Source organism: Roseovarius spongiae, from assembly GCF_003651245.1.
GTDB lineage: Bacteria > Pseudomonadota > Alphaproteobacteria > Rhodobacterales > Rhodobacteraceae > Roseovarius > Roseovarius spongiae.
This window is the reverse complement of sequence record NZ_RAPE01000001.1, coordinates 572,838-598,941: the sequence shown is the minus strand read 5'-3', so window position 1 is coordinate 598,941 and position 26,104 is coordinate 572,838. Positions and strand designations below refer to the sequence as shown.

The following is a 26,104-nucleotide window of genomic DNA, read 5'->3' as shown; positions in this document are numbered from 1 at the left end:
GCGCAAAGTCAAGAGGTCCGCCGCCGCTCAACGGAACCCGCGCGTTATCTCAAACGTTTACAGGCGAGGATATTTGGGCGACACTCGGCTTATTCCCGCAGAAAGAATGCGGACAACGCATTGCCGGAAGGAAAACAACCGCGCTGCGGCGCACAAGACGGAGGGCTGAGCCATGTGGGCCCACTTGCTTCACGGGTTCCTGACGCACCTGGTGCACAAGGGAAGGCTGCGTCTCATCTACCCGGACGGGACCGAGCGCGTCTATTCCGGATCCACCGACGGGGCCGATGTCGCCGTCACCCTGCATGACCCCGCCCTGCCCCGCAAGATCGTGATGTCGCCGGACATGGCCGTCGGCGAGGGCTATGTGGACGGGCGGCTCACCATCGAGAATGACGATCTCTACGGGCTGCTGACGCTCGCCATCGGCAACGTCGCGGACGCGCCGGGCGGCGACGCGCCCTGGCACCGCCAGATCGAGGCGTTGCGCCGGGTCGGGCGCTGGGTGACGCAGTTCAACCCCGCCTCGCGCGCGCGCACCAACGTGGCGCATCACTACGACCTTTCGGGTGAGCTCTACGATCTGTTCCTCGACGCGGACCGGCAGTATTCCTGCGCCTATTTCAGCGATCCCGCCATGACGCTGGATGAGGCCCAGGAGGCCAAGAAGCACCACATCGCGGCCAAGCTGCTGGTCGAGCCGGGGATGCGCGTGCTCGACATCGGCTGCGGCTGGGGCGGCATGGGCCTCACGCTCGCGCGGGACTACGGCGCCGAGGTGCTGGGCGTCACGCTGTCGTCCGAGCAGCACGCCATCGCCAACAGGCGCGCGGCCGAGGCGGGATTGCAGGACCGGGCGAAGTTCGAGCTGATCGACTACCGCGAGGTCGAGGGCCGCTTCGACCGGATCGTGTCCATCGGCATGTTCGAGCATGTCGGCGTGCCCCATTACCACACCTATTTCAACAAGATCGAGGAACTGCTCGATCCGCAGGGGGTCGCGCTCGTCCATTGCATTGGGCGCGCGCGCCCGCCGGGAACGACGAGCCCCTGGATCGCGAAATACATCTTCCCGGGCGGCTATGTCCCCGCCCTTTCGGAGATGGTGCGGGTGATCGAGGATACCGATCTCTACACCACCGACGTGGAGGTGCTGCGCCTGCATTACGCGGAGACGCTGAAGCACTGGCACGACCGCTTCGTGGCGAATATCGACAAGGCGCGCGACCTCTATGACGAGAAGTTCTGCCGGATGTGGCGCTATTACCTGATCGCCTGCGAACTGACCTTCCGGCTGAACCGGCAGGTGGTGTTCCAGGTGCAACTGTCGCCGACCAAGGACGCCGTGCCGCTGACGCGCGACTACCTCTACCCACCCGACCGCGGCATGGAGCGGCAGGCGGCGGAATAGTCTGTTGCCTCTGGCAGGGAGATTTCGGGTAACAAGAAGAGCCTGGTGGCGGGATTTCAGCTCCGCCCCTTATCCTCCCCGATGAGGGGCCGGATGAACCGCGCTTTCCACAGCGCCTCCTCGTATTCGGCCGTTGCGGTGCTGTCATGAACGATGCCGCCGCCCACGTTTAGCGTGGCGCGCTCGCCTTCCAGCAGCAGCGTGCGGATCGCGACCGAGAACTCGGCCCGCCCGTCCGGCGCGGCCCAGCCGATCGCGCCGCAATAGATGTCGCGCGGACGCGGCTCGAGCGCGCGCAGGATCTCCATCGCGCGCAGCTTGGGCGCGCCGGTGATCGAGCCGCAGGGAAAGAGCGCGCAGAGAATCGCGGCGAGGCCGGCGCCGGGCTGCATCCGCCCCGTCACCAGCGAGGTCATCTGGTGCACGGTTTCGTAGCTCTCGATGGTGAACAACTCGGGGACCTGCACCGATCCGGGCACGCAGATCCGGCTGATGTCGTTGCGCAGGAGATCCACGATCATCAGGTTCTCGGCGCGGTTCTTTTCATCCGATTGCAGGAAATAGCGCCGCCGCGCGTCCTCGGCCGCGTCGGCGCTGCGCGGCTGGGTGCCCTTCATCGGTCGGGTTTCGATACCGCCCTCTGCGTCTGTGCGGAAGAACAGTTCTGGCGAGCGCGACAGGATCACGCGCCGGTCCTCCTCGATCAGGGCGCCGTGGCGCACCGGCTGAATCGCGGCCAGCGCGGCGTAGAGCGCGCCGGCGTCGCCGCGCGCCTCCATCTCCAGCGGGAAGGTGAGGTTCGCCTGGTAGATATCCCCCGCCCCGATCAGCGCGTGGACCGCATCGAAGGCCTGCCCATAACGCGCGGCGTCCCAGAGCGGGACCGCCTCGCCCAGCGCGCCGGCGCCGGCGACGAGCGGTTCGGCTGCGCGCGGCGCGTCGTAGGCGGCGAAGCTCATCAGCGGGACGCGCCGCGCGGCGGGCATGAGCGGCGCAAGGCGCGCCTCGAGCGCATAGCCCAGCTCGTATGAGGCGTAGCCGGCGATCCACAGCCCGTCTGCGCGCGCGGCGTCGAGCGCGGCGAGCGCGGCGGGAACCTCCTCCGGGCGTTCGGCCCGGATCCGGCGCCGCGACGCTTTGAAGAGCTGCGCGCCGCCGCCCGGTCCATGATCGAAACGAATCTGCACGTCCGCGCCCCCTGGCTGGTTGACGGCATCCCTAATCGCTGCGCGCCAGGGACAACAGGGGGAAATCCGCGCCGCGCCCCCTTGCGCCGGGGCGCGTCAGGGATATAACCGCCAGCAATTTGCCGCCCGCAAGAACCCGAGGATCCGACATGCCCAAGCGAGAAGACATTTCCTCCATCATGATCATCGGGGCGGGGCCGATCATCATCGGGCAGGCCTGCGAATTCGACTATTCCGGCGCGCAGGCGTGCAAAGCGCTGCGCGAGGAGGGATATCGCGTGATCCTCGTCAACTCGAACCCGGCGACGATCATGACCGACCCGGGGCTGGCCGACGCCACCTATATCGAGCCGATCACCCCCGAGATCGTCGCGCGCATCATCGAGAAGGAGCGCCCTGACGCATTGCTGCCGACGATGGGCGGGCAGACCGGGCTCAATACCGCGCTGGCGGTGGCCGACATGGGCGTGCTGGAGAAATTCGGCGTGGAGCTCATCGGCGCCAACCGCGCCGCCATCGAAATGGCCGAGGACCGCAAGCTCTTTCGCGAGGCGATGGACCGGCTCGGGATCGAGAACCCGAAGGCGACCATCGCCAACAACATGGATGAGTGCATGAATGCGCTCGAGCATGTGGGCCTGCCCGCGATCATCCGCCCCGCCTTTACCCTTGGCGGCACGGGGGGCGGCGTGGCCTACAACCGCGACGATTACGAGCATTACTGCAAGAGCGGGCTCGACGCCTCGCCGGTGAACCAGATCCTGATCGACGAGTCGCTTCTGGGCTGGAAGGAATTCGAGATGGAGGTCGTGCGCGACCGGGCCGACAACGCGATCATCGTCTGCGCGATCGAGAACGTCGACCCGATGGGCGTGCACACCGGGGATTCGATCACCGTGGCGCCCGCGCTCACGCTCACCGACAAGGAATACCAGGTGATGCGCAACGGCTCCATCGCCGTGCTGCGCGAGATCGGGGTCGAAACGGGTGGCTCGAACGTGCAATGGGCGATCAACCCCGACGACGGCCGCATGGTGGTGATCGAGATGAACCCGCGCGTGTCGCGCTCTTCGGCGCTGGCGTCCAAGGCGACGGGGTTCCCGATCGCCAAGATCGCGGCCAAGCTGGCGGTGGGCTACACGCTTGATGAACTCGACAACGACATCACGCAGGTCACGCCGGCGAGCTTTGAGCCCAGCATCGATTACGTCGTGACCAAGATCCCGCGCTTCGCCTTCGAAAAGTTCGCGGGCGCAAAGCCGAACCTGACCACGGCGATGAAATCCGTGGGCGAGGCGATGGCCATCGGGCGCACCATCCACGAATCGCTGCAAAAGGCGCTGGCGTCGATGGAAACGGGTCTCACCGGTTTTGACGAGATCACGATCCCGGGCATGGCGGAGCAGACCGGCGGCGCGCTTTCGTCGGATGCGCGCGCCGCCATCGTCTCGGCGCTCTCCCAGCAGACGCCGGACCGCATCCGCGTGATCGCGCAGGCGATGCGCCACGGGCTGAGCGACGACGACATCCACGGCGTGACCATGTACGACCCCTGGTTCCTCGCCCGCATCCGCGAGATCGTGGAGACCGAGGAAGAGGTGCGCGCCCACGGCCTGCCCACCGACGCCGACGGGCTGCGCGCGCTCAAGATGATGGGCTTTACCGACGCGCGCCTCGCGCGGCTTACCGGCCGGGCCGAGGCCGATATCCGCGCCGCGCGGCGCGAGGCCGGGGTCAACGCCGTCTTCAAGCGGATCGACACCTGCGCGGCCGAGTTCGAGGCGCAGACGCCCTACATGTATTCCACCTACGAGGCCCCGATGATGGGCGACGTCGAATGCGAGGCGCGGCCGACGGAGCGCAAGAAAGTGGTGATCCTCGGCGGCGGCCCCAACCGCATCGGCCAGGGGATCGAATTCGACTATTGCTGCGTGCACGCCTGTTACGCGCTCACCGACGCGGGCTTTGAGACGATCATGGTCAACTGCAACCCCGAGACGGTCTCGACCGACTACGACACCTCGGACCGCCTCTATTTCGAGCCGCTGACCTTCGAGCATGTGATGGAGATCCTGCGCGTGGAGCAGGAGAACGGCACGCTGCATGGCGTGATCGTTCAATTTGGCGGGCAGACGCCGCTCAAGCTCGCCAATGACCTTGAGGCGGCGGGCATCCCGATCCTCGGCACCTCGCCCGACGCCATCGACCTTGCAGAGGACCGTGAGCGGTTCCAGCGGCTGGTGCAGGAGCTGGGGCTGAAACAGCCGAAGAACGGCATCGCGTCGACCGACGCGCAGGCCTTCGCCATCGCCGGGGAAATCGGCTTTCCGCTGGTCATACGGCCGTCCTACGTGCTGGGCGGGCGCGCGATGGAGATCGTGCGCGACATGGCGCATCTGGAACGCTACATAGACGAGGCGGTGGTCGTCTCGGGCGACAGCCCGGTGCTGCTCGACAGTTACCTCTCGGGCGCGATCGAATGCGACGTGGACGCGCTCAGCGACGGCAAGGACGTGCACGTCACCGGCATCATGCAGCACATCGAGGAGGCCGGCGTGCATTCCGGCGACAGCGCCTGCTCGATCCCGCCCTATACTCTGGCCCCGCAGCTGATCGAGGAGATAGAGCGCCAGACCGTCGCGCTCGCCCGTGCGCTGAACGTGGTCGGGCTGATGAACGTGCAGTTCGCCGTCAAGGACGACGAAATTTTTCTGATCGAGGTCAACCCGCGCGCCTCGCGCACGGTGCCCTTCGTCGCCAAGGCCACGGATTCGGCCATCGCCTCGATCGCCGCGCGCCTGATGGCGGGCGAGAAGCTGGCCGATTTTCCGCATCGCGGCCCCTACCCCGCTGACGCCAAGCCCGGCACGCTGCCGATGGCCGACCAGATGACGCTGGCCGACTACCGGATGCCGTGGTTTTCGGTGAAGGAGGCGGTGATGCCCTTCGCGCGTTTCCCCGGCGTCGACACGATCCTCGGGCCCGAGATGCGCTCGACCGGGGAGGTGATGGGCTGGGACATCTCGTTTGCGCGCGCCTTCCTCAAGGCGCAGATGGGCGCGGGCGTCGATCTGCCAACCGGGGGCAAGGTTTTCTTTTCGATCAAGGACGACGACAAAACCGCGCAGCTTGTGGAAACCGCGCGGATCCTCGTCGATCTGGGGTTTTCGATCGTCGCCACGCGCGGCACCGGGGCGTTCCTGGCCGAAAACGGGATCGAGTGCGAGATCGTGAACAAGGTTTACGAGGGCCGCCCGAACGTGGTGGACATGCTCAAGAACAACGAGATCGCCGTGGTCATGAACACCACCGAAGGCGCGCGCGCCGTGGAAGACAGCCGCGACATCCGCTCGGTCGCGCTTTATGACCGCATTCCCTATTTCACCACGGCGACCGCCGCCCATGCCGCCGCGCGCGCGATGCAGGCCCGCAAGGAAGGCGACCTGGAGCCGCGTCCGCTGCAAGGCGTCGGGGGCTGAAACGGGCCGCCCGGTAAACGGACGGCCCTGGCGGACCCTTGGAGCCCCGGTGACACCGCCGGACCGAGGCTATTCTACAACACCTTGTTCATTTGAATTTAGACCGTAGTTTCAGTCAGTTACACACCCTCTCGCCGGGCATGCGCCCATCGACCAGCAGCATTGCGAATTTCGCAGGCATTTTCCCTATTTGATGCTTGCAAATCAAACCAAACTGGTTATCTGCGGTGTAGGCGCGTGATGCGCCATGGACTGCGAACACGAACCAAGGAGGCACCTATGACACGGGATGAACTGAATCGCGAATTTCGCATGCATAGTGCCACCTTCCCGGCTGTGCTCACCGTTTACGGCGCACTGATCGGGACGCTGGTTCTGTCCGCGATGGCGATCACGGCCTGATCCGATATCGCGACCCGGTCGCGACGTCAACCCAACCACCCAGCAAACCTGGCGATTGACGGACGGCAAACCGCATTCGCCACTCTCTACCACCTCCGGTCGGGGTCCGCCCCTTCCCTCCTGCAATGGAGTCCGGCCATGACGCGTGAACAACTGAACCGCGAACTGCGCGCGCACAGCGCCACCTTTCCCGCCGTATTGATCGTCTATGCGGTCATTGTCGGCACGATGATATTTTCGGCGCTCGCCATCATATAGAAAGCAGGCCAATAATTTGAAAGAAACGACGGCTGAGAGGATACCCTCTCCGCCGTCTTTTTTTTCCGCCATCCCGTCCCGGTCAGGGGGCGATCTTGGCGTCGTCGGGATCGATATTGGCCGCGGCCGCATCGCCGATATTGTCCACGCCCCGCTCTTCGAGCAGCGTGGTCAGCCAGTTCGGGTCCATCTCGGGAACCGAACTCAGCAGCAGGTCGGTATAGGGGTGGTGCGGGGGTTTGAACATCTGGTCCTTGGGCCCCTGCTCGACCACCTTGCCGTGCTGCATGACGATCACCTCGTCCGCGATGGAACGCACCGTCGCAAGGTCATGGGTGATGAACATATACGCCAGGTTCAGCTCGTTCTGGAGCCGGTCGAGAAGGCGCAGGATGCCCTCGGCGACCAACTGGTCGAGCGCCGAGGTCACCTCGTCGCAGACGATGAAGCTGGGTTCGGCCGCCAGCGCGCGGGCGATCCCGATGCGCTGCTTCTGCCCGCCGGACAACTCCGGCGGAAAGCGGTTGTAGTATTTCGAAGGCTCCAGCTCGATCAGGTCGAGCAGTTCGTCCACCCGCGCCTTGAGCGCGGTCCCCTTGAGGCCGGAATAGAACTGCGCCGGACGCCCGATGATCTCGGATATCCGCACCTTGGGATTGAGCGCGGTATCGGCCATCTGGTAGATCATCTGGCACTGGCGCAGCTGTTCCTTGTTGCGGTTGCGGTAATCCGGCGGGAAGGGTTCGCCCTTGAACAACACCTCGCCCTTCTGGGGCGGCAACAGGCCGGTGATGACCCGTGCCGTGGTCGATTTGCCGGACCCGGATTCGCCCACCACCGCGACGGTCATGCCCTCGTAGATATCGAAACTCACGTCATCGAGAATCTTGGGGCCGGACGCATAGGCCGCGTCCACGTTCTTGACCGAGATCAGGCATTCGCGCCCCTCGCGGGTGCGCTGCGGGCTCTCGAAGCTGCGCACCGCCCATAGGGATTTCGTGTAATCCTCCTTGGGGTTACTCAGCATCTCCTCGGTCGGGGCCTCTTCGACCTCGTTACCCTTGAGCAGCACCTTGATCGTGTCGGCCATCTGCGCCACCACGGCAAGGTCGTGCGTGATGTAGAGCGCGGCGGTATTGAACTGATCGACGATGTCGCGGATCGCCGCCAGAACCTCGATCTGGGTCGTCACGTCAAGCGCGGTCGTCGGTTCGTCGAAGATGATGAGGTCCGGCCGGCAGGACATCGCCATCGCCGTCATCGCCCGCTGCAACTGCCCGCCCGAGACCTGGTGCGGGTAGCGGAACCCGATCTCATGCGGATTGGGCAGGCGCAGACGCTCGTAGAGGTCCATCGCGTCTTCCTGCGCCTCGGTCCGCTTGCGCAGCCGGTAGTGCAGCGGCGCCTCGGTGTGCTGATCGATGATCTTGTGCGCCGGGTTGAAGGACGCCGCCGCCGATTGCGCCACGTAGGCGATGCGCGATCCGCGCAGCGCGCGGCGCTCGGATTCGGTCGAGGTGGTCAGCTCGATCCCGTCGAACTCGATTGAGCTGTCCTCGGTGATGCGCGTGCCGTCGCGGGCGTAGCCCATCGCGGCGGCGCCGATGGTGGATTTGCCGGCGCCGGATTCGCCGATCAGGCCCATCACCTCGCCCCGGTGGAGGGTGAGGTCGACACCCTTGATGATGTCGACCCAGGTTTCGTCCGAATATCCCTGGATTTTCAGGTTCCGGATCTTGAGCAGGACTTCTTTCTTGGGGGACATTGTTGATTACTCCTTCAGGCCGGAGGAACGGTGAAGCATCCAGTCCACCACGAAGTTGACCGCGACGGTCAGCAGCGCGATGGCCGCCGCCGGAATCAGGGGCGTGATCTCACCGAACGAAATCAGCGTCGCGTTCTCGCGCACCATCGACCCCCAGTCCGCCGTCGGCGGCTGGATACCGAGGCCGAGGAACGACAGCCCCGCCACCAGCAGGAAGACGAAGCAGAACTCGAGCCCGAACTCCGCGATCAGCGGCGCGGTCGAGTTGGGCAAGATTTCCCGCCGGATGAGGTATCCGGTCCCTTCGCCGCGCAGCTTGGCCGCCTCGATGTAGTCCATCACCACGACGTTGCCCGCCACCGCCCTGGTGAGGCGGAAGACGCGCGGCGCGTAGATGATGGCCACCGCGACGATGATGACCGGCATCGAGGGGCCGAAGATCGACAGCATCAGCAGCGCGAAGATCAGCGACGGGATCGACATGATCACGTCCGCGAGCCGCCCCATGAGCTGGTCGAACCAGCCGCCCTTGGTCGCGGCCAGAAGCCCCGCCCCGGCGCCGAGGACGAACGCCCCGATCGTCGCGGTGAGCGACAGGCCCACGGAGTTGCGCGTGCCGTAGACCAGCCGGCTGAACATGTCGCGGCCCAGCTGGTCCGCGCCCAGCAGCATGTTCGCATCCGCCGGCGCGAAGGCCGAGGAGATGACCTCGGCCTCGCCGTGCGGCGCGATCCAGGGCGCGAAGATGCCCGCGATCACGTAGGTGAAGATGATGAACATCCCGAAGGCCGCCGTCAGCGGCGCGGTGCGCAGCTCCTTGGCGGTTTCCTTGCCCGCAAGCAGGATCAGGAATTCGCGGAACGCGTAGCTTACCATCGCCATCATCGCGAGGATCCCGGCGGCGACGGCGATCGCGTAGAGCGCCCCGGCCCCGCCGATGATGCCGACGACGAAGGACACCAGCGTCAGCGAGAACAGCAGCATGAACGCGGCCCGCTTGTTGAAATACGCCGCCGCGCAGGATGCCGCCAGAAGCAGGGCGTAGTAGCCGATTACGAATATGGTCATGTCCGGTCCTCCCTTACTTCGGATGCCGCAGGCGCGGGTTGGTCAGGATCGCGCCCACATCCGCCGCAAGGTTCAGCAGGATGAAGGTCGCGGCGAAGATCAGACAGCAGGCCTGCACGACAGGGAAGTCGCGCTTGGACACCGCGTCGACCAGCGCCTGCCCGATGCCGGGATAGACGAACACCACCTCGACCAGCACAACGCCGGTGATCAGATAGGCGAGGTTCAGCGCCACCACGTTGATGATCGGCGCCCAGGCGTTCGGGAGCGCGTGTTTCACGATCACCTTCCAGGGCGGCGTGCCCTTGAGGCGCGCCATTTCGATATAGGGCGACGCCAGCAGGTTGATGATCGCCGCGCGGGTCATGCGCATCATGTGCGCCACGACCACGAGCACCAGGGTCAGCGCGGGCAGGAAGGTCCGTTCGAGCAGTTCCCAGAAGCTCATCCCGTCGCTGAGGCTCGCGATCGCGGGGAACATGCTCCATTTGACCGAAAAATAGAGGATCAGGATATAGCCGAGGAAGAATTCGGGGCTGGAGATCGAGGTCAGCGTCAGCACGTTCACCACCCGGTCGAAGATCGTGTTGCGCAGAAGCGCGACGATCACCCCGAGGGTGATGGCGATCGGCACCGCGATCACCGCGGCGTAGGTGGCGAGGAAGAGGGTGTTGACGAACCGCTCGCCGATCACGCTGATGACCGGCTCCTGCGTGACGATCGACCTTCCGAAATCGAAGACGACCGCGCCCTTCAGCCAGCCGAGGTAGCGAATGATCGCCGGATCGTTCAGGCCCATCTGCTCGCGCAGCGCCTTGAGGTTTTCTTCCGTCGCCCCCTGTCCGAGAACCGCCTCGGCGATATCGCCGGGTAGAAGCTCGACCATGAAGAAGATGATGATCGAAATGATGAAGAGGATCACCAATCCGAGACCGAGTCGTTTTGCAACGAGGCCCAGTATGTCTCCCATTTGTCCCTCCTGCTGTTGGTGCTGCGCCGGCCTGCCCCGGGCGGGGTGACGCGGTCAGCCTAACAGATTTTTATGCCGCGCCCCTAAATCGGGTCTCTGTGAACCTGGCGCGGCTTGTGGTTCCAGCGGGCATCGTTGCGCCTGCCGGAAAGGTTTTGACCCGGCGCAGTAATCTGCGCCGGGTCCGTTTCGTTCAGCTTTCGAACCACCAGCGGCTGCATGCGCGGTAACCGTCGAGCTGCCAGGCGTTGGTGTATTCGCCGGTCGTACCGACATTCTTGCGCTTGCCGTAGACGAAGTTCATCCAGTACGGGATAACCGTGCCGCCATCGTCCTTGGCGAGGATCGCCATGTCGCGATACATCTCGGCGCGCAGCGAGTCGTCAAGCTCAGACTTCGCCTGAGCCAGCAGCTTGTTGAATTCCTCGTTCTGCCAATGCGACTCGTTCCAGGCCGCATCGGACTTGTACGCGAGGCTGTACATCACGTCCGGCGTCGGGCGGGCCCCCCAGGCGACCATGCACCACGGCTTCTTGAGCCATACGTCCGACCAGTACCCATCGTTCGGTTCGCGCTGGACCTTGATGTCGATGCCGGCGGCCTTGGCGTGCTCGGCATAGAGGATGGCCACGTCTACCGCGCCGGTCGCGATGGAATCGGCGCTGTGCAGCGTCACCGAGAGGTTTTCCTTGCCGGCCTTCTTCAGGAGCGACTTGGCCTTGTCGGGGTCGTAGGTGCGTTGCTCGATATCGTCGGGGTAGTAGGGCATCGCCGGCGAATGGTGGAAATCATTGGCGACGCTGCCGGCGCCGAAGAGGATGGTGTCAACCATTTCCTCGCGCTTGATCGACAGCTTCAGCGCGTTGCGCACGTCGACGTCGGTGAACGGTTCGTGATCGCAGAACATCGGCATGGTGACCGTCTGCGCCGAGGGCACGTTGATCACGTCGACGTCCGGATGACGCTCCAGCAACGCCATCGTCTTGTTCTCGAGCCAACTGGTCGCGTCCGCGTCGCCGGTCACGAGCGCGGTCTGGCGCGCGTTGGGATCGTTGATGAAAATCACCTCGACCGCGTCGAAATACGCGCCCTCCCCGTGCCAGTCCTCGTGACGGGTCAGGGAGGCGAGCCGCCCCGGCTCCCACGTGTCGAGCCTGTAGGGGCCGCAGCCATCGCCCGACTGCCAATTCGCCGTACCATCCTCGTTGCGGGGCAGGATGACGAGGTGGTAGTCCGTCATCAGCCACGGCAGGTCGGCGTTGCCCGACTCCATCTTGAACGTGACGGTCTGCTCGTCCTCGGCGATGATATCCTTCACCCCCGTCATCAGCGCCTTCGCGGTCGAGGTGCTGTCGTCCCCGCGATGGAAGTTCATCGACGCGACGACATCCTCGGCGGTCACCTTGCCGCCCGAGTGGAAGGTCGCCTTGGGGTTGAGCTTGAACGTCCATTCCGACGCGTCCTCCGACGCCGACCATTCGGTCGCCACGTCGCCCGCCAACGTGCCGTCCGGCATGATCTGCGTCAGGAAGGCGCGGAACGTATGCGCGAGCAGGATTTCGGCGTTGGACTCATAGAGGCCGGGATCGTGGCTGTCGCCGGAGTTGCCGTCATGCTGCGCAAGGCGGAACGTCCCGCCGCGCTTGGGTTCGGCCTGGGCCTTGGCGGTCCAGAGGCCGGTCGCCGCCGAAACGGTCATGCCCGCAGCCAGTGAGTGACGCATGAACGACCGGCGCGAGATGCGCCCTGTGCGGGCGGCGTCCGCCAGCCTGTCGATCATTTCCTGATTTTTTGGATGTTTCATTTTATCTCCCTGCTTTCATCGTTACGGAAGCCCGGCGCATTTTGCATCGGCGTCGGGGGTATCTTCGGCATCCACGGAGCCGATCGTTGTAACGAAACCGACATTCTGGAAACAAAACACGAAATCCCGCAAGCATCCACCTTTTTGTTTTCCTTCCCCTGATTCCGACGTGAAACGCCAACGCCGCCCGTGTGAAACAGGCGCGTGCGGCGATTTCGTCCTGGTGCCGGGCCGGTGCGGAAAAGGCAAAATTCGTCACCTGTCCCGACAGGTCAGCGTCGCCGACGCGCTGAAGGTCGCGTCATGTCCATCCGCTGCGACACTTTCCCAGGCCGGGACCGTCAGCGCACCCCCGGACGCGCGCAACGTATCGACGTTGCGCGCGCTGTGATCTTTGCCGGCGCTGCGGATCGCCGGCGCACTGCCTCAGCTGGTGAACCACCAACGGCTCGGGCCGCGGGCGCCGTCAAGCTCCCAGCTCGGGGCGAGGTCTTCGCCGACGCCGACATTGTCGCGCACCGCGTAGACAAAGTTGTTGAAGAACGGAATGATCGTGCCGCCATCATTGCGGGCCAGCAGCGCCATCTCGCGATACATCTCGGCGCGCAGCTCATCGTCGAGCTCGGCCTTGGCCTTGACCAGCAACTCGTTGAACTCCGCGTTCTGCCAGCGCGACTCATTCCAAGCGGCGTCGGCGCTGTAGGCGAGGCTGTACATCACGTCCGGCGTCGGGCGCGCGCCCCAGCTGACGGCGGTGAACGGCTTTTTCAGCCACACCTCGGAATAGTATCCGTCATTCGGTTCGCGCACGACATTCACCTTGATGCCCGCCTTGCTGGCCTGTTCGGAATAAAGCACGCACATGTCCACGGCGCCCGAGAACACCGAGTCGGCGGTGTGGATGTTGACCTCGATATTTTCGGCGCCCGCCTTCTTGAGCAGCGACTTGGCCTTGTCGGGATCGTATTCGCGCTGCTCGATCCCCTCAGGCCAGTAGGGCATGGCGGGCGAATGGTGGAAATCGTTGCCCTTGGTCGCCTCGCCGAAGGCGATCTTCTCGATCACCTCGTCGCGGTCCATGCAGAGCTTCATCGCGTTGCGCACGTTCACGTCATCGAAGGGCGCCGTGTCGCAGAACATCGGCATGGTGATCGCCGCCGCAGACGGGACCGAGAGGATCTGGATCTGCGGGCTGCGCTCAAGCAGCGACTTGGTCTTGAGATCCACCAGCGAGATCGCGTCGACGTCGCCCGTGACCAGCGCGGTCTGGCGCGCGTTGGGGTCGTTCAGCACCAGCATCACCAGCTTGTCGAAATAGGCGCCCTCAAGGTGCCAGCCCTCATGGCGCGTCAGCTTGAACTGCACGCCCCACTCGGCGTCGTCGATCTTGTAGGGGCCGGAACCGTCGCCGGACTTCCAGTCGATCCCGCCGTCGCCGTCGCTGGGGCAGATGGCGAAATGGTAGTCCGTCATCAGCCACGGGATATCGGCGTTGCCGCCGTCAAGCTCGATCACGACGGTGTGGTCGCCGTCGGCGCGGATGTCCGTCACCGAGGTCAGCAGCGCCTTCGCCGCCGATGTCGACTCCTCGCCGCGGTGATGGTTGAGAGAATCGCGCACGTCCGTGGCCGTCACCGGTTTGCCGCTGTGAAACGATGCGTCGGGGTTGATTTCGAACGTCCAGACCGAGGCGTCGTCGTTCGGCTCCCAACCGGTCGCCAGGTCGTTGCCGAGCGAGCCATCGGGATTGATCATCGTCAGATAGGAGCGATACTGGTGCGCGAGGTAGATTTGCTGGCGGCTGACATAGGTGCCGGGATCATGGTTGTCCGAAGAGTTGCCGTCATGGATGCCGAAGCGGAACGTGCCGCCCTTCTTCGGCTCCGCCTTCGCGGCCGTCGTCCACAGCCCGGTGGCGGCGGTGGCGCTCACCCCGGCGGCGGCCGAGTAATGCATGAAGGATCGGCGTGAAATGCGCCCCGTCCGCGCGGCGTCGGCCAAGCGATCGAGCAGGATCTGATTCTTCTTGTTGGACATGATTTTCCCCTGTTGGTTGATGGTTATATTTTCCCGGAAGTCACAGTCGTCCGGCGCCTCATTCACATGAGTGACTGGGCAAGGCGGCTTGGGGCCTTGCCGGGCGGGGCTGCCGGATACGACATGGCGCAATCAAAGCACGATGCCGCCCGGCTTCCAACCCTGTGGCCGAAAATTATTATATTCTTTTAACTTCAGCAGGATAAGACGTTTGAACTGCGTTCAATTCTCACCGCACCACTGAATCGGCGCCGATCAGGGCGCATGCGGTGGGGTGTCCCGCGCGGTCACCCCCGCTGGAGTCGCAGCTTTGCGAAGTAATCGAGGCGCTTTTTCAGCTCGCGTTCAAAGCCGCGCTCGACCGGCTGGTAGAGCACCGGGCGCTTCATGCCCTCGGGGAAGTAATCCTGCCCCGAAAACCCGTCCTCGGCATCGTGGTCATAGGCATAGCCCGCGCCATAGCCTTCGTCCTTCATCAGGCGGGTCGGCGCGTTCAGGATATGCTTGGGCGGCGGCTCGGAGCCGGTCTTCTTCGCCGCGCGCATGGCCGCCTTGAAGCCGGCGTAGCCCGCGTTCGATTTCGGCGCGAGCGCGAGGTAGATCACCGCCTGCGCCAGCGCCAGTTCGCCCTCGGGGGAGCCCAGCCGCTCATAGGTTTCCCACGCATCGAGGCAGACGCGATGTGAATGCGTGTCCGCAAGACCGATATCCTCGACCGCCATCCGCGTGATCCGACGGGCAAGGTAGCGCGGATCCTCGCCCCCCGTCAGCATCCGCGCCAACCAGTATAGCGCCGCGTCGGGGTCGGACCCGCGCACCGACTTGTGCAGCGCCGAGATGAGGTTGAAATGCTCGTCGCCAGACTTGTCGTATTTCGCGGCCCGCCGCATCAGCCGCGTCGCCAGCGCCTGCGAGTCGAGCTTGCCCTCCACCTTCCACGCCGCGACCTGTTCGATCAGGTTGAGAACCGCGCGCCCGTCGCCATCGGCCATCTCCAGCAGCGCCTCGCGCGCCGCGCCGTCCAAGGGCAGCGCGCGGCCCAGTTCCTTCTCGGCACGCTGCACGAGGCGTTCGAGGTCGGCCAGGTCCAGCCGCTTGAGCACGAGCACCTGCGCGCGGCTCAGCAGGGCCGCGTTGAGCTCAAAGCTCGGGTTCTCGGTCGTGGCGCCGACCAGCAGGATCGTTCCGTCCTCCATGTGCGGCAGGAACCCGTCCTGCTGCGCCTTGTTGAAACGGTGGATTTCATCGACGAAAAGCAGCGTCCCCTGCCCGTTCGCGGCGCGGTGGCGCGCGGCCTCGAACACCTTTTTCAGTTCCGGCACGCCCGAGAAGATCGCGCTGATCTGAATGAAATGCAGGTCCGTTTCATCCGCGAGAAGCCGCGCGATCGTCGTCTTGCCCACCCCCGGCGGCCCCCAGAAGATGAGCGACCCGAGACTGCCCGAGGCCAGCATCACGCCAAGCGGCGCGTCCGGTCCCAACACCTGGTCCTGGCCGATCACTTCGGAGAGCGCGCGCGGGCGCAACCGATCGGCGAGCGGGCGCGGCGCGGCGGATTTCGGCGCGGGATCGCCGGGGGTGTCGAACAGATCCGCCATCAGAGCCGGAACCGCAGCGTCATGCGCCGCTTGCCTCGCTGTATCTCGAGCGTCAGCCGCCGCCGCGCGTCAGTCAGCGCGCGTTCAGCCTGCGCGGTGTCCGCCACCGCGACGCCGTTGACCGACAAGAGCAGGTCGCGCTGGCGCAGCCCGGCGCGCAGGCCGACCGGGCCCGGCCGCTCGATCAGCACGCCCGCGGCGCTGAGCGGCAGGTTGTAGTCCGCCATCACCGCCGGGTTCACGTTGCTGAGCGTCATGCCCGGAATGGCGGCGCGCGCGCCGGTTTCGCGGGTGTCCCGAGACGGAGTTTCGGGCGCCGCGCTCAGCGTCACCGCGCGGATCGTGTCCTCGCCGCGCTGGCGGGCGCTGATCTGCACCTCGGCGCCGAGCCCGGCCACCGACATGCGATAGATCATCTCGGCGGGCGTGTTCACCTCGGCCCCGTCGACGGCCAGGATCACGTCGCCGGGCGTGAGCCCGGCGGCGCCCAGCGGACTTTGGGGATGGATGTCTGAGAGGATGATCCCGCCCGGCCGCGACAGCCCGAGCCCCTCGGCCATGTCGGCGCTTACCGGCTGGCCAGTGACGCCAGCCCAGGGGCGCTCAAATGCGGTGGCGCCGGCCTCGGCCTGCGCCACGAACTGCCGCACCAGCGCCGAGGGAATGGCGAAGCCGATCCCGTTCGACCCGCCCGAGCGGCTGAGGATCGCGGTGTTGATGCCAATCAGCCGCCCCTCGATATCCACAAGGGCGCCGCCGGAATTGCCGGGGTTGATCGGCGCGTCGGTCTGGATGAAGTAACCACGCAGGTTTCCGGTGGCGAGGCCCGAACGCGCCAGCCCCGACACGATGCCGCTGCTGACCGTCTGGCCCACGCCGAACGGATTGCCGATGGCCAGGACCAGTTCACCCACCTCGACATCTTCGCTGTCGCGCAAAGGCAGCGCGGGCAGCTCACCCTCGACATCCTCAAGCTTGAGGATCGCGAGGTCGCTTTCCTCGTCACCCATCAGGACGCGCGCGGCGAATTCGCGTCGATCGTTGAGCACCACGCGGATATCGGTCGCCTGCCCGACCACGTGATAGTTTGACACGACGATGCCGTCGGTCCCGACGATCACCCCCGAGCCGAGCGAATTTTCCACCCGCGGCCGCGCGGTCCCGAAATTGCGGAAGAGCTCTCCGAAGAATGGATCGTTGGCGAACGGGCTTGCCGCCTGCTTCACGACGCGCCTTGCGTAGATGTTCACGACCGCCGGGGTCGCGCGTTTGACCACGGGAACAAAGCTTAGCTGCACCTCGGCCCGGCTGTCGGGAACGCGGGTCTCGGCGGGCGCGGCGCTGGCTACGGCGAGCAGAAGGATGATCAGGTATCGCAGCATCGGCGCCTCCTCTTTCCGTCGGATATGCGCGGCCTGCGCGCCGAATGCAACGCCCGCGGGCGCGCGCGGAACCGAACGGCCCCTCAGGCGGTTGAAACACCAAAGAAAGGAAGGTGCGACATGGCAGAGCGTCACAGATCCAAAGACGGCAAGAAGGAGACCGAAGATTACGTCGACGACACCGTCACGCCCGACCAGCAGGGCCGCGCCGACGGCGAACTCGAACGCAAGGTCGGCACGCGCGACAGTCTCAAACGGGCCCGACAGGATCGCCCGGGCACCACGCGCGTCCACAAGTCGGACGAAGAGGGCGAGGGCAACCTGGGTGGTCATCACGGAACCGGCAAGGAGGACTGAAACATGGCGCGTTTGAAGAATGACACGCTGGTTGTCGTCGCCGACAGCGAGAAGGCGCTATTCCTGCGCAACCTGACGGACCACGCCAATCCGAACCTCGAGGTCACGGACGAGGACGAACAGGACAACCCGTCGGACCGCGAGCAATCGGCAAACCGGCCGGGGCGGATGCAGGATACCGGCGTTCAGCAACGCTCCGCGATGGAGGACACCGATTGGCATGAGCTTGCCAAGGAACGGTTCGCCAAGGACCTTTCGGACAAGCTCTACAAGGAGGTGCATTCCGGCGGGTTCGAGCGACTCGTGATCGTCGCGTCACCCGATGTTCTCGGCGTGCTGCGCGACGAGATGCACAAGGAAGTGCTCGACAAGCTGGTGATGGATATCCCGAAGACGCTGACCAATCACCCGGTCGAAGACATCGAGAAGATCGTGAAAAAGGAAATGGACGCCGCCTGAGCGTCCATCACCCTACGAAAAATGCCGCCGGAGCGATCTGGCGGCATTATTCTGTTCATCGTATCAGCGCGGGATCAGTCCTCGGCGGCCTCTTCGGCCTCGACGCGTTCGCGGTCGGCCTTGCCCTTGGCGTCAACATCGCGGTCGACGAATTCGATAATCGCCATCGGCGCCATGTCGCCATAGCGGAAGCCGGCCTTCAGAACGCGCACATAACCGCCCTGGCGGTCCTTGTAGCGCGGCCCCAGCACGTCGAACAGCTTGGCGACGTATTGCTCCTGCTTGAGCTGGCTGGCGGCCTGACGGCGGGCGTGGATGTCGCCGCGCTTGGCCAGCGTGATCATCTTCTCGATGACCCGGCGCAGTTCCTTGGCTTTGGGCAGCGTGGTCTTGATCTGCTCATGTTCAATGAGCGAGCCGGCCATGTTCGCCCAGAGCGCCTTGCGGTGCTCGTGGGTGCGGTTCAGGCGGCGGTATCCTCTGGCGTGACGCATTTGATTACTCCTATCGCTTTATGCTTTGTCAGGGGCGAGATGCGTGTCTCACCCTCTCCTTGGGGCGGGATTGCCCAAGCGTTTTCCGCATCGCGGAGAACGCGTGGCCTCTGGGCGATCGCCCAGAGGCCGGGATTCAGAACTGGTCCTCGAACTTCTTGGCCAAGTCCTCGATATTGTCGGGCGGCCAGTCCTCGACATCCATGCCAAGGTGCAGCCCCATGCCGGACAGCACTTCCTTGATCTCGTTCAGGGACTTGCGGCCGAAGTTCGGCGTGCGCAGCATCTCGGCCTCGGTCTTCTGGATGAGGTCGCCGATATAGACGATGTTGTCGTTCTTCAGGCAGTTGGCCGAGCGCACGGAAAGCTCCAGTTCGTCCACCTTCTTGAGCAGCAGCGGGTTGAACTCAAGCCCGTCGTCCTCGTCCTGGCGGCCGGCCGCCTCGGGTTCGTCGAAGTTGACGAAGATGCTGAGCTGGTCCTGAAGGATGCGCGCGGCGAAGGCCACGGCGTCGTCCGGGGTGATTGAGCCATCGGTCTCGACCTTCATGGTCAGCTTGTCATAGTCGAGCACCTGCCCCTCGCGGGTGGGCTGCACGTCATAGCTCACCCGGCGGATCGGCGAATAGATCGCATCGACCGGGATCATGCCGATCGGCGCGTCCTCGGGCTTGTTCTTGTCGGCGGCGACATAGCCCTTGCCGGTGTTGACGGTGAGTTCCATGAAGAGATCGGCGCCGTCGTCGAGATGGCAGATCACGTGATCGCGGTTCAGGATCTCGATGCCCGCGCTTTCGGAAATGTCGCCGGCGGTGACGACGCCCGGCCCCTTGGCCGAGACCGACAGGCGCTTGGGCCCTTCGACATCCATGCGGATCGCGACGCCCTTGAGGTTCAGCACCATGTCGGTGACGTCCTCGCGCACGCCCGCCACGCTCGAGAATTCGTGCAGCACGTTGTCGATCTGCACGCTGGTGATTGCGCCGCCCTGGAGCGACGACAGCAGCACGCGGCGCAGCGCGTTGCCGAGCGTGAGGCCGAAGCCGCGCTCGAGCGGTTCGGCGACGACGGTGGCCTGGCGCGCCGGGTCGTTGCCCGGCTTGACGTCAAGCTGCGTCGGTTTGATCAGTTCTGCCCAGTTCTTGTGGATCATGCGTCCCTCCATTCCTGCTCAGTCCTCATGTCCGAAGGCCTGAGCGCCCGAGGTTTCAAAATGACGGAATGGGGCCGTGCAAAGCGCCCGGCCCCAACCTGTAAAATCAAGGATCAGACCCGACGGCGCTTCGGCGGACGGCATCCGTTATGGGCCATCGGCGTCACATCGCGGATCGAGGTGATGTTGAACCCGACAGCGGCCAGCGCGCGCAGCGCGCTCTCGCGGCCGGACCCGGGGCCCTGCACTTCGACCTCAAGGGTGCGCATGCCGTGCTCCTGCGCCTTGCGTCCCGCGTCCTCTGCGGCCATCTGCGCGGCGTAGGGGGTCGACTTGCGGCTGCCCTTGAAGCCCATCGTGCCGGCGGAGGACCACGCGATCGCGTTGCCTTGGACGTCGGAGATCAGGATCTTGGTGTTGTTGAACGAAGAGTTCACATGCGCAACGCCGGTGGCGATGTTCTTGGAAACCTTGCGCTTGGTGCGGCGGGTATCGCGTGCCATGTCTGCTGCCCTCCCTTACTTCTTCTTGCCGGCAATGGCCTTCGCGGGGCCTTTGCGGGTGCGAGCGTTGGTGTGCGTGCGCTGGCCGCGCACGGGGAGGTTGCGGCGGTGACGCAGGCCGCGGTAGCAGCCGAGGTCCATCAGGCGCTTGACGTTCATCTGCACCTCGCGGCGCAGATCGCCCTCGACGGTCAGGTTGGCGTCGATATACTCGCGCACCGACAGGAGTTCGGCGTCGCTGAGTTCGTTGACGCGGCGGGTGGGATCGATCCCGGTCGCATCGCAGATGGTCTGCGCGGTGGTGTGACCGATTCCGGTGATGTAGGTCAGGGCGATCGGGACGCGTTTATGCGTCGGGATGTTTACGCCGGCGATACGTGCCAAGTGTCTCGTTCCTTTCGTTGCGGGTCCGTAATGCCAGACCCTTTTTTCACAACTCTGGCCCGAGGCGGAGCGCGCCGGGCCGCAGATGTATCAGGTGGTCGATTCGCCGCGCGACTGATGGGCGGGGAATCATCTCTGTCGCAAGATGCTGCTGGTTAGGAGCATTTGACAGGGGCGTCAACCCCTGCCTGCGCGACTGGCGAAGCGTTGCTTTCGGTCAGGCCCGGATTGTCCGGTCCCCGGCCCGCCTCACCGGTCAAGCACGCCCGCGATCGCCGCCTTAACCTCGTCGATCTCGCCAAGGCCGTTCACCGATTTCAGCATGTCCTTGGCGTAGTAGTAGCCGATCAGCGGCGAGGTCTTCTTGTAGTATTCCATCAAACGGTTGCGCAGCGATTCCTCGTTGTCGTCGGCGCGGCGCTTGAACTCGTGCGCCTCGCCGCAGCTGATGCAGACGCCGTCGGCGGGGATGGGCCGGGTCACGTCGTTATAGACCGCGCCGCAGCCCGCACAGGTCGCGCGCGCGGTGATGCGGCTGACAAGCGCGTCGTCGTCGACCTGCATCTCGATCACCGCGTCGAGCTGCTCGCCACACTCGGCCAGCAATTCGCCCAACGCATCCGCCTGCGGCAGGGTCCGCGGGAAGCCGTCGAAGATGAACCCGCCGCCCTTGTCGCCCTCGAGCTTCTCGCGGATGAGGCCGATCACGATCTCGTCCGTCACCAGGTCGCCGCGCGCCATCACCTCGGCCACGCGGCGGCCCATCTCGGTGCCGCTGTCCTTGGCCTCGCGTAGCATGTCGCCGGTGGAAAGCTGGATCATGCCGCGTTCCGCGACGAGGATCTGCGCCTGCGTGCCCTTGCCCGCGCCCGGCGGTCCGAGAAGTATGATGTTCATCGGCGTGCCGTCCCTTTCCTGCGCGCGCGGCGCTTGCCCTTGCCGCTCAGCTGCGATTTCTCGATCAGCCCCTCGTACTGATGCGCGAGGAGATGGCTCTGCACCTGCTGGATCGTGTCCATCGTCACCGACACGACGATCAGCACCGAGGTGCCGCCGAAATAGAACGGAATGGCGAACTGGGCGCGCAGGATTTCGGGCAGCAGGCAGACCGCGGTCAGGTAAGCCGACCCGAGCACGAGGATGCGCGTCACCACGTAATCGAGATACTCGGCCGTCTTCTTGCCCGGCCGGATCCCTGGAACAAAGCCGTTCTGGTTCTTCAGGTTGTCGGCGACCTCGTCCGTCTTGAACGCGACGTTGTAGGTGTAGAAATAGGTGAAGAACACGACCATGATCGCGAAGAACAGCAGGTAGAGCGGCTGGCCGGGACCGAAATAGGCGAGGATCGTGGACATGATCGGGCTGGTCGACTGCGAGCCCGAGAAGGTCGAGATCGTCGCCGGCAGCAGCAACAGCGAGGAGGCGAAGATCGGCGGGATCACCCCTGACGGGTTGATCTTGATCGGCAGGTGGCTCGACCCGCCGTCATAGACCTTCATGCCGACCTGGCGGCGCGGATACTGGATGTGAACCTTGCGCAGCGAGCGCTCCATGAACACGATGAAGGCGATTGCCGCGACCACCATCACGATCACCCCGATGATCACCGCCGGGCTGATCGCGCCCGACCGCCCGGAGGCGAGGAACTGCGCGAGCGCGGCGGGAACCTCGGCGATGATGCCGACGAAGATGATGAGGCTGATGCCGTTGCCGATGCCGCGCTGAGTGATCTGTTCGCCCAGCCACATCAGGAACATGGTCCCGCCGACCAGGGTGATCATGCAGGACACGATGAAATAGAGGCCGGGATTGGTCACGAGATCGCCTGATTGCAGGCTTACCGCGAGGCCATAGGACTGCAACGTCGCCAGGAACACGGTGCCGTAGCGGGTGTACTGGTTGATCTTCTTGCGCCCCTGCTCGCCCTCTTTCTTGAGCTGTTCGAGCGCGGGCACCATCGCCGTCATCAACTGAATAACGATGGAGGCGCTGATATAGGGCATGATCCCGAGGGCGAAGATGCCCATCCGCCCGAGCGCGCCGCCGGTGAACATCGACAGCATGCCGCCGATGCTGGCCGCCGCGCCGCTCATGAATTCGCGCAGTTCGGCCCCGTCGATGCCCGGAACCGGGATGAAGGTGCCAAGGCGATAAACGATCAGAAGGCCCAGCGTGAAGAAGATGCGCTTGCGAAGATCGGTCGCCTTGCCGAGCGCGGCCCAGCTCGTGTTGGCGGCCATTTGTTCTGCTGCGGATACCATGCGGCTCTCTTTTCTATGACAACGCCGCCGGGCCGCGGTTTTTCAGCGAGCCGGCGGCGTGTTTGAAAAACTAGGGGTTATGTAAGCGGCCCGGTGGCCGCTCACAACCTCTTATTCGGCCGCTTGCGCAGCCGTGATCGTCAGCGTGCCGCCAGCCTTCTCGACCGCCTCGACCGCGGATTTGGAGGCTCCGGTCACTTCCAGCGTCACCTTCGCGGCGATGTCGCCCTTGGCGAGAACGCGCACGCCGTCGAGCTTGCGGCGCACGATGCCGGCTTCGAGCAGGGCGTCCTCGGTGATCGCCGCGTTCGCGTCGAGCTTCTTGGCGTCGATGAACTTCTGGATCAGGCCCAGGTTCACCACGGCGAACTGCTTGCGGTTGGGCTTGTTGAAGCCGCGCTTGGGCAGGCGTTGGTAGAGCGGCATCTGTCCGCCCTCGAACCCCTTGATGGCCACGCCCGAGCGGGATTTCTGACCCTTGATCCCGCGGCCGCCGGTCTTGCCCATGCCCGAGCCGGGGCCGCGGCCGATGCGCTTCTTGCGCTTGGTTGCGCCGTCGTTGTCGCGCAGTTCATGCAATTTCATGTCGCTTCTCCTTATGCCGGATGCGGCCCCCAGCGACGGGAGCGGCCGAACGCGGCTTGCTTCTGGTGATCGTGACGCATCGCGCCACCGGGGGCGTATAGCCCTCACCCCGCGCAGGATCAAGAGCGGATTTATTCCCGCGGGGTGGGTTTCCCATCCCGCCAGACTCGCGGTGGGTTGAAAACCCACCCTACGCCGTTTCGTAGCTGCCGTCCGCGTCATGCGTTTCGCCGCCCGACAGCGCGGGCGTGAAGATACAGACCAAACGCAGGTCGGTCTCGGCGCGCACGATATGCGCGTCATTCCGGTCAAGCACATACATCGTACCAGGGCGCAGGGGCCACGTGCGGCCCGTGGCGACCTCCTCGACCTCCCCCGTCCCTTCGATGCAGTAATTCGCCTCGATGTGGTTCTTGTATTCAAGGTTCTGTGTGCTGCCCGCCTTCACGAGCGTATCGTGAAAGGAATACCCGAGCCCGTCACGCGCCAGCAGGATGCGCCGGCTCTCGAACGCGTCACCGGTGACGTGATCCGGGGTATTCAGGGTCTCATCGAGGGTCTTGACGATCATCGCGGCTCTCCTTCGCTTTTGGCGCAGCCTAGCCCGCGACCGGCGTCATGGAAATGTGCCGATAGCGCTCCGGAACGAAAAACGCCCCGGTCGTCACCGACCGGGGCGCATGATGAATGCGTAGGTGGGGTTCTACCCCACCGAATGCATCACCCTTTTTCTTCGATGATCTTCACCATGTGCGGGATCTTGTTGATCATGCCGCGGACGCTGGGGGTGTCCTCCAACTCACGGGTGCGGTGCATCTTGTTGAGGCCCAGGCCGACCAGCGTTGCGCGCTGGCTGGCGGGGCGGCGGATGGGCGAGCCCACCTGCTTGACGACGATAGTCTTGGCCATGGTTTATCCCTCCTGGACCGCGGGCGCCTGTTCGCCGCTGATCTTCGGCGCGTCTTCCTTCGCGAGGATGTCCGCCACCTTCTTGCCGCGGCGCTGCGCGACCATGCGGGGGCTGCTTTCCTTGCTGAGGCCGTCCATCGTGGCGCGGATCATGTTGTAGGGGTTCTGGGTGCCGTTCGACTTGGCGACGACATCCTGAACGCCCAGCATCTCGAACACGGCGCGCATCGGGCCGCCGGCGATGATGCCGGTCCCCTGGGGGGCCGTGCGCATCACGATCTTGCCGGCGCCGTGGCGGCCTTCCATGTCGTGATGCAGGGTGCGGCCCTCGCGCAGCGGCACGCGGATCATGCCGCGCTTGGCCGCTTCGGTCGCCTTGCGGATGGCCTCGGGAACTTCCTTGGCCTTGCCCTTGCCGAAACCGACACGGCCCTTCTGATCGCCGACGACCACGAGCGCCGCAAAGCCGAAACGCTTGCCGCCCTTCACGGTCTTGCTGACGCGGTTGATCGCGACCAGGCGATCTGCGAATTCGGGGGTCTCGTCGCGCTGGTTGCGGCGGCCTCCCCCACGTTTGTCGTCTCGTGCCATGTGACTTCCTTCATTGATGCGGGCATGCGGCCCTTTAGATTTCAATCCAAGTGAGCGTGACGCGCCCCCGGATCATCGAGGCGGGCCGGACAACGGCCCGGCGCCGCCTTCACCAGAAGGTGGGTAGAAACCCCACCTAGATCTTCAGCCCGGCCTCGCGCGCAGCGTCGGCAACCGCCTTGACCCGCCCGTGAAAGAGGAAGCCGCCGCGGTCGAAATACGCCTCGCTGACGCCCGCCTTCTGCGCACGCTCGGCGATGGCGGCGCCGACCTTGGCCGCCGCTTCGACGTTGTTCTTGCCGACCACACCGAGATCCTTCTCGAGCGTGGAGGCCGAGGCCAGGGTCACGCCCTGCACGTCGTCGATCAGCTGAACGCTGATGTTCTTGTTGCTGCGGTGAACGCTGAGGCGCGCGCGCCCCTCGTTGACCTTGCGCAGCTTGCTCCGAACGCGCATGCGGCGTTTCTGGAACAGTTTTCGCTTGCTGTTTGCCATCTTCTCGCGTCCTTACTTCTTCTTGCCTTCCTTCTGGAAGATATACTCGTCCTTGTAGCGGATGCCCTTGCCCTTGTAGGGCTCGGGGCGGCGCCAGTCGCGGATATCCGATGCGACCTGCCCGACGAGCTGCTTGTCCGTGCCCTCGACCACCAGTTCGGTGGGCTTGGGCGCGGTGACGGTCACGCCCTCGGGAACCTGGAATTCGACATCGTGACTGAAGCCGAGGTTCAGCTTCAGGACGTTGCCCTGCATCTGGGCGCGGTAGCCGACGCCGCGGATCTCCAGTTCCTTGCGGAACACGTCCCTCGCGCCGTGGACGAGGTTCGCCACCACGGTCCGGGTCATGCCCCACTGCTGGCGCGCGCGCTTGGACTTGCCGCGCGGGGTGACGGTGATCTGACCATCCTCGATGGACAGGGTCACGTCGTCCGTCGCGGTGAAGGACTTGGTCGCCTTGGGGCCTTTCACCTCGATGGTCTGGCCGCTGAGCGTTGCGGTGACGCCATCGGGCAGGGCCACGGGCTGTTTGCCGATACGAGACATTGCTG

General features: G+C 64.9%; 26 protein-coding genes. 6 read left to right on the top strand and 20 right to left on the bottom strand.

The window, feature by feature from the left end; all coding sequences use genetic code 11:
- Nucleotides 1-172 precede the first annotated feature (172 nt).
- Nucleotides 173-1,411, top strand: a complete 1,239-nt coding sequence (locus D6850_RS02885) for an SAM-dependent methyltransferase (protein WP_121163592.1) — start codon at nucleotides 173-175, stop codon at nucleotides 1,409-1,411.
- A gap of 56 nt (nucleotides 1,412-1,467) precedes the next feature.
- Here the strand turns inward: D6850_RS02885 and D6850_RS02880 are convergent, their stop codons facing one another.
- Entirely contained in the window at nucleotides 1,468-2,598 is a 1,131-nt protein-coding gene (locus D6850_RS02880; protein WP_121163590.1) for an aminodeoxychorismate synthase component I, read from the bottom strand.
- Nucleotides 2,599-2,747: 149 nt separating this feature from the next.
- Here D6850_RS02880 and carB point away from each other — a divergent pair, with 149 nt between their 5' ends.
- Nucleotides 2,748-6,077 (top strand): carbamoyl-phosphate synthase large subunit, encoded by a 3,330-nt coding sequence (gene carB / locus D6850_RS02875; RefSeq protein WP_121163588.1) that lies wholly within the window; start codon nucleotides 2,748-2,750, stop codon nucleotides 6,075-6,077.
- A gap of 279 nt (nucleotides 6,078-6,356) precedes the next feature.
- The gene (locus D6850_RS19820; protein ID WP_281272551.1) at nucleotides 6,357-6,479 is read left to right on the top strand and encodes a hypothetical protein; all 123 of its coding nucleotides are present in this window, start codon (nucleotides 6,357-6,359) and stop codon (nucleotides 6,477-6,479) included.
- A 340-nt stretch (nucleotides 6,480-6,819) separates the two neighbouring features.
- Here the strand turns inward: D6850_RS19820 and D6850_RS02870 are convergent, their stop codons facing one another.
- The 4 genes from D6850_RS02870 to D6850_RS02855 form a co-directional block, all read right to left on the bottom strand.
- The gene (locus tag D6850_RS02870) at nucleotides 6,820-8,502 is read right to left on the bottom strand and encodes an ABC transporter ATP-binding protein (protein WP_121163586.1); all 1,683 of its coding nucleotides are present in this window, start codon (nucleotides 8,500-8,502) and stop codon (nucleotides 6,820-6,822) included.
- Nucleotides 8,503-8,508: 6 nt separating this feature from the next.
- Entirely contained in the window at nucleotides 8,509-9,570 is a 1,062-nt protein-coding gene (locus tag D6850_RS02865; protein ID WP_121163583.1) for an ABC transporter permease, read from the bottom strand.
- A 13-nt stretch (nucleotides 9,571-9,583) separates the two neighbouring features.
- Nucleotides 9,584-10,540 carry an ABC transporter permease gene (locus D6850_RS02860; protein ID WP_121163581.1) on the bottom strand — a complete coding sequence of 319 codons (957 nt, stop codon included), beginning with the start codon at nucleotides 10,538-10,540 and terminating at the stop codon, nucleotides 9,584-9,586.
- A gap of 193 nt (nucleotides 10,541-10,733) precedes the next feature.
- Complete coding sequence (locus D6850_RS02855; RefSeq protein WP_121163579.1) at nucleotides 10,734-12,344, bottom strand: ABC transporter substrate-binding protein; 1,611 nt, start codon at nucleotides 12,342-12,344, stop codon at nucleotides 10,734-10,736.
- Between the two features lie 169 nt (nucleotides 12,345-12,513).
- Between D6850_RS02855 and D6850_RS19395 the strand changes: the two genes are divergently transcribed.
- Nucleotides 12,514-12,735 carry a hypothetical protein gene (locus D6850_RS19395; protein ID WP_166433971.1) on the top strand — a complete coding sequence of 74 codons (222 nt, stop codon included), beginning with the start codon at nucleotides 12,514-12,516 and terminating at the stop codon, nucleotides 12,733-12,735.
- 35 nt (nucleotides 12,736-12,770) lie between these two features.
- Here the strand turns inward: D6850_RS19395 and D6850_RS02850 are convergent, their stop codons facing one another.
- From D6850_RS02850 to D6850_RS02840, 3 genes are all read right to left on the bottom strand, one after another.
- Nucleotides 12,771-14,381, bottom strand: a complete 1,611-nt coding sequence (locus tag D6850_RS02850; RefSeq protein ID WP_121163577.1) for an ABC transporter substrate-binding protein — start codon at nucleotides 14,379-14,381, stop codon at nucleotides 12,771-12,773.
- Nucleotides 14,382-14,668: 287 nt separating this feature from the next.
- Nucleotides 14,669-15,979 (bottom strand): replication-associated recombination protein A, encoded by a 1,311-nt coding sequence (locus tag D6850_RS02845; protein WP_121163575.1) that lies wholly within the window; start codon nucleotides 15,977-15,979, stop codon nucleotides 14,669-14,671.
- Nucleotides 15,979-17,361 (bottom strand): trypsin-like peptidase domain-containing protein, encoded by a 1,383-nt coding sequence (locus D6850_RS02840; RefSeq protein ID WP_121163573.1) that lies wholly within the window; start codon nucleotides 17,359-17,361, stop codon nucleotides 15,979-15,981. Before D6850_RS02840 ends, D6850_RS02845 begins: the two co-directional genes overlap by 1 nt.
- 120 nt (nucleotides 17,362-17,481) lie before the next feature.
- Here D6850_RS02840 and D6850_RS02835 point away from each other — a divergent pair, with 120 nt between their 5' ends.
- Entirely contained in the window at nucleotides 17,482-17,718 is a 237-nt protein-coding gene (locus D6850_RS02835) for a hypothetical protein (protein ID WP_121163571.1), read from the top strand.
- 3 nt (nucleotides 17,719-17,721) lie between these two features.
- Nucleotides 17,722-18,177: a host attachment family protein gene (locus D6850_RS02830; RefSeq protein WP_121163569.1), complete on the top strand. Its 456-nt coding sequence runs from the start codon at nucleotides 17,722-17,724 to the stop codon at nucleotides 18,175-18,177.
- A gap of 74 nt (nucleotides 18,178-18,251) precedes the next feature.
- Here the strand turns inward: D6850_RS02830 and rplQ are convergent, their stop codons facing one another.
- From rplQ to rplF, 12 genes are all read right to left on the bottom strand, one after another.
- The gene (gene rplQ, locus D6850_RS02825; protein ID WP_121163567.1) at nucleotides 18,252-18,671 is read right to left on the bottom strand and encodes a 50S ribosomal protein L17; all 420 of its coding nucleotides are present in this window, start codon (nucleotides 18,669-18,671) and stop codon (nucleotides 18,252-18,254) included.
- A 136-nt stretch (nucleotides 18,672-18,807) separates the two neighbouring features.
- Nucleotides 18,808-19,824: a DNA-directed RNA polymerase subunit alpha gene (locus D6850_RS02820; protein ID WP_121165048.1), complete on the bottom strand. Its 1,017-nt coding sequence runs from the start codon at nucleotides 19,822-19,824 to the stop codon at nucleotides 18,808-18,810.
- A 113-nt stretch (nucleotides 19,825-19,937) separates the two neighbouring features.
- A complete protein-coding gene (gene rpsK / locus D6850_RS02815) occupies nucleotides 19,938-20,327 on the bottom strand; it encodes a 30S ribosomal protein S11 (protein ID WP_121163565.1) in 390 nt (129 codons plus the stop codon).
- 15 nt (nucleotides 20,328-20,342) lie between these two features.
- Nucleotides 20,343-20,711 carry a 30S ribosomal protein S13 gene (gene rpsM / locus D6850_RS02810; RefSeq protein WP_121163563.1) on the bottom strand — a complete coding sequence of 123 codons (369 nt, stop codon included), beginning with the start codon at nucleotides 20,709-20,711 and terminating at the stop codon, nucleotides 20,343-20,345.
- 249 nt (nucleotides 20,712-20,960) lie between these two features.
- Nucleotides 20,961-21,608, bottom strand: coding sequence for an adenylate kinase (locus D6850_RS02805; RefSeq protein ID WP_121163561.1), 648 nt, complete (start codon nucleotides 21,606-21,608; stop codon nucleotides 20,961-20,963).
- Complete coding sequence (gene secY, locus D6850_RS02800; protein ID WP_121163559.1) at nucleotides 21,605-22,972, bottom strand: preprotein translocase subunit SecY; 1,368 nt, start codon at nucleotides 22,970-22,972, stop codon at nucleotides 21,605-21,607. Before secY ends, D6850_RS02805 begins: the two co-directional genes overlap by 4 nt.
- A gap of 111 nt (nucleotides 22,973-23,083) precedes the next feature.
- Nucleotides 23,084-23,557 (bottom strand): 50S ribosomal protein L15, encoded by a 474-nt coding sequence (rplO, locus tag D6850_RS02795; protein ID WP_121163557.1) that lies wholly within the window; start codon nucleotides 23,555-23,557, stop codon nucleotides 23,084-23,086.
- 190 nt (nucleotides 23,558-23,747) lie between these two features.
- Complete coding sequence (locus tag D6850_RS02790) at nucleotides 23,748-24,128, bottom strand: ectoine synthase (protein ID WP_121163555.1); 381 nt, start codon at nucleotides 24,126-24,128, stop codon at nucleotides 23,748-23,750.
- Between the two features lie 149 nt (nucleotides 24,129-24,277).
- A complete protein-coding gene (gene rpmD / locus D6850_RS02785) occupies nucleotides 24,278-24,466 on the bottom strand; it encodes a 50S ribosomal protein L30 (protein ID WP_121163553.1) in 189 nt (62 codons plus the stop codon).
- Between the two features lie 3 nt (nucleotides 24,467-24,469).
- On the bottom strand, nucleotides 24,470-25,057 hold the full coding sequence (gene rpsE / locus D6850_RS02780) for a 30S ribosomal protein S5 (RefSeq protein ID WP_121163551.1): 588 nt from the start codon (nucleotides 25,055-25,057) through the stop codon (nucleotides 24,470-24,472).
- 136 nt (nucleotides 25,058-25,193) lie between these two features.
- Complete coding sequence (rplR, locus tag D6850_RS02775) at nucleotides 25,194-25,553, bottom strand: 50S ribosomal protein L18 (protein ID WP_121163549.1); 360 nt, start codon at nucleotides 25,551-25,553, stop codon at nucleotides 25,194-25,196.
- Nucleotides 25,554-25,565: 12 nt separating this feature from the next.
- Nucleotides 25,566-26,099, bottom strand: a complete 534-nt coding sequence (rplF, locus tag D6850_RS02770; protein WP_121163547.1) for a 50S ribosomal protein L6 — start codon at nucleotides 26,097-26,099, stop codon at nucleotides 25,566-25,568.
- Nucleotides 26,100-26,104: the final 5 nt, after the last annotated feature.

Excerpts from the sequence above, each read along its gene's own strand:
- D6850_RS02885 (WP_121163592.1), top strand. The coding sequence starts at position 173 with ATGTGGGCCCACTTGCTTCACGGGTTCCTGACGCACCTGGTGCACAAG.
- carB (WP_121163588.1), top strand. The coding sequence starts at position 2,748 with ATGCCCAAGCGAGAAGACATTTCCTCCATCATGATCATCGGGGCGGGG.
- D6850_RS19820 (WP_281272551.1), top strand. The coding sequence starts at position 6,357 with ATGACACGGGATGAACTGAATCGCGAATTTCGCATGCATAGTGCCACC.
- D6850_RS02870 (WP_121163586.1), bottom strand. The coding sequence starts at position 8,502 with ATGTCCCCCAAGAAAGAAGTCCTGCTCAAGATCCGGAACCTGAAAATC.
- D6850_RS02865 (WP_121163583.1), bottom strand. The coding sequence starts at position 9,570 with ATGACCATATTCGTAATCGGCTACTACGCCCTGCTTCTGGCGGCATCC.
- D6850_RS02860 (WP_121163581.1), bottom strand. The coding sequence starts at position 10,540 with ATGGGAGACATACTGGGCCTCGTTGCAAAACGACTCGGTCTCGGATTG.
- D6850_RS02855 (WP_121163579.1), bottom strand. The coding sequence starts at position 12,344 with ATGAAACATCCAAAAAATCAGGAAATGATCGACAGGCTGGCGGACGCC.
- D6850_RS02850 (WP_121163577.1), bottom strand. The coding sequence starts at position 14,381 with ATGTCCAACAAGAAGAATCAGATCCTGCTCGATCGCTTGGCCGACGCC.
- D6850_RS02845 (WP_121163575.1), bottom strand. The coding sequence starts at position 15,979 with ATGGCGGATCTGTTCGACACCCCCGGCGATCCCGCGCCGAAATCCGCC.
- D6850_RS02840 (WP_121163573.1), bottom strand. The coding sequence starts at position 17,361 with ATGCTGCGATACCTGATCATCCTTCTGCTCGCCGTAGCCAGCGCCGCG.
- D6850_RS02835 (WP_121163571.1), top strand. The coding sequence starts at position 17,482 with ATGGCAGAGCGTCACAGATCCAAAGACGGCAAGAAGGAGACCGAAGAT.
- D6850_RS02830 (WP_121163569.1), top strand. The coding sequence starts at position 17,722 with ATGGCGCGTTTGAAGAATGACACGCTGGTTGTCGTCGCCGACAGCGAG.
- rplQ (WP_121163567.1), bottom strand. The coding sequence starts at position 18,671 with ATGCGTCACGCCAGAGGATACCGCCGCCTGAACCGCACCCACGAGCAC.
- D6850_RS02820 (WP_121165048.1), bottom strand. The coding sequence starts at position 19,824 with ATGATCCACAAGAACTGGGCAGAACTGATCAAACCGACGCAGCTTGAC.
- rpsK (WP_121163565.1), bottom strand. The coding sequence starts at position 20,327 with ATGGCACGCGATACCCGCCGCACCAAGCGCAAGGTTTCCAAGAACATC.
- D6850_RS02805 (WP_121163561.1), bottom strand. The coding sequence starts at position 21,608 with ATGAACATCATACTTCTCGGACCGCCGGGCGCGGGCAAGGGCACGCAG.
- secY (WP_121163559.1), bottom strand. The coding sequence starts at position 22,972 with ATGGTATCCGCAGCAGAACAAATGGCCGCCAACACGAGCTGGGCCGCG.
- rplO (WP_121163557.1), bottom strand. The coding sequence starts at position 23,557 with ATGAAATTGCATGAACTGCGCGACAACGACGGCGCAACCAAGCGCAAG.
- D6850_RS02790 (WP_121163555.1), bottom strand. The coding sequence starts at position 24,128 with ATGATCGTCAAGACCCTCGATGAGACCCTGAATACCCCGGATCACGTC.
- rpmD (WP_121163553.1), bottom strand. The coding sequence starts at position 24,466 with ATGGCCAAGACTATCGTCGTCAAGCAGGTGGGCTCGCCCATCCGCCGC.
- rpsE (WP_121163551.1), bottom strand. The coding sequence starts at position 25,057 with ATGGCACGAGACGACAAACGTGGGGGAGGCCGCCGCAACCAGCGCGAC.
- rplR (WP_121163549.1), bottom strand. The coding sequence starts at position 25,553 with ATGGCAAACAGCAAGCGAAAACTGTTCCAGAAACGCCGCATGCGCGTT.
- rplF (WP_121163547.1), bottom strand. The coding sequence starts at position 26,099 with ATGTCTCGTATCGGCAAACAGCCCGTGGCCCTGCCCGATGGCGTCACC.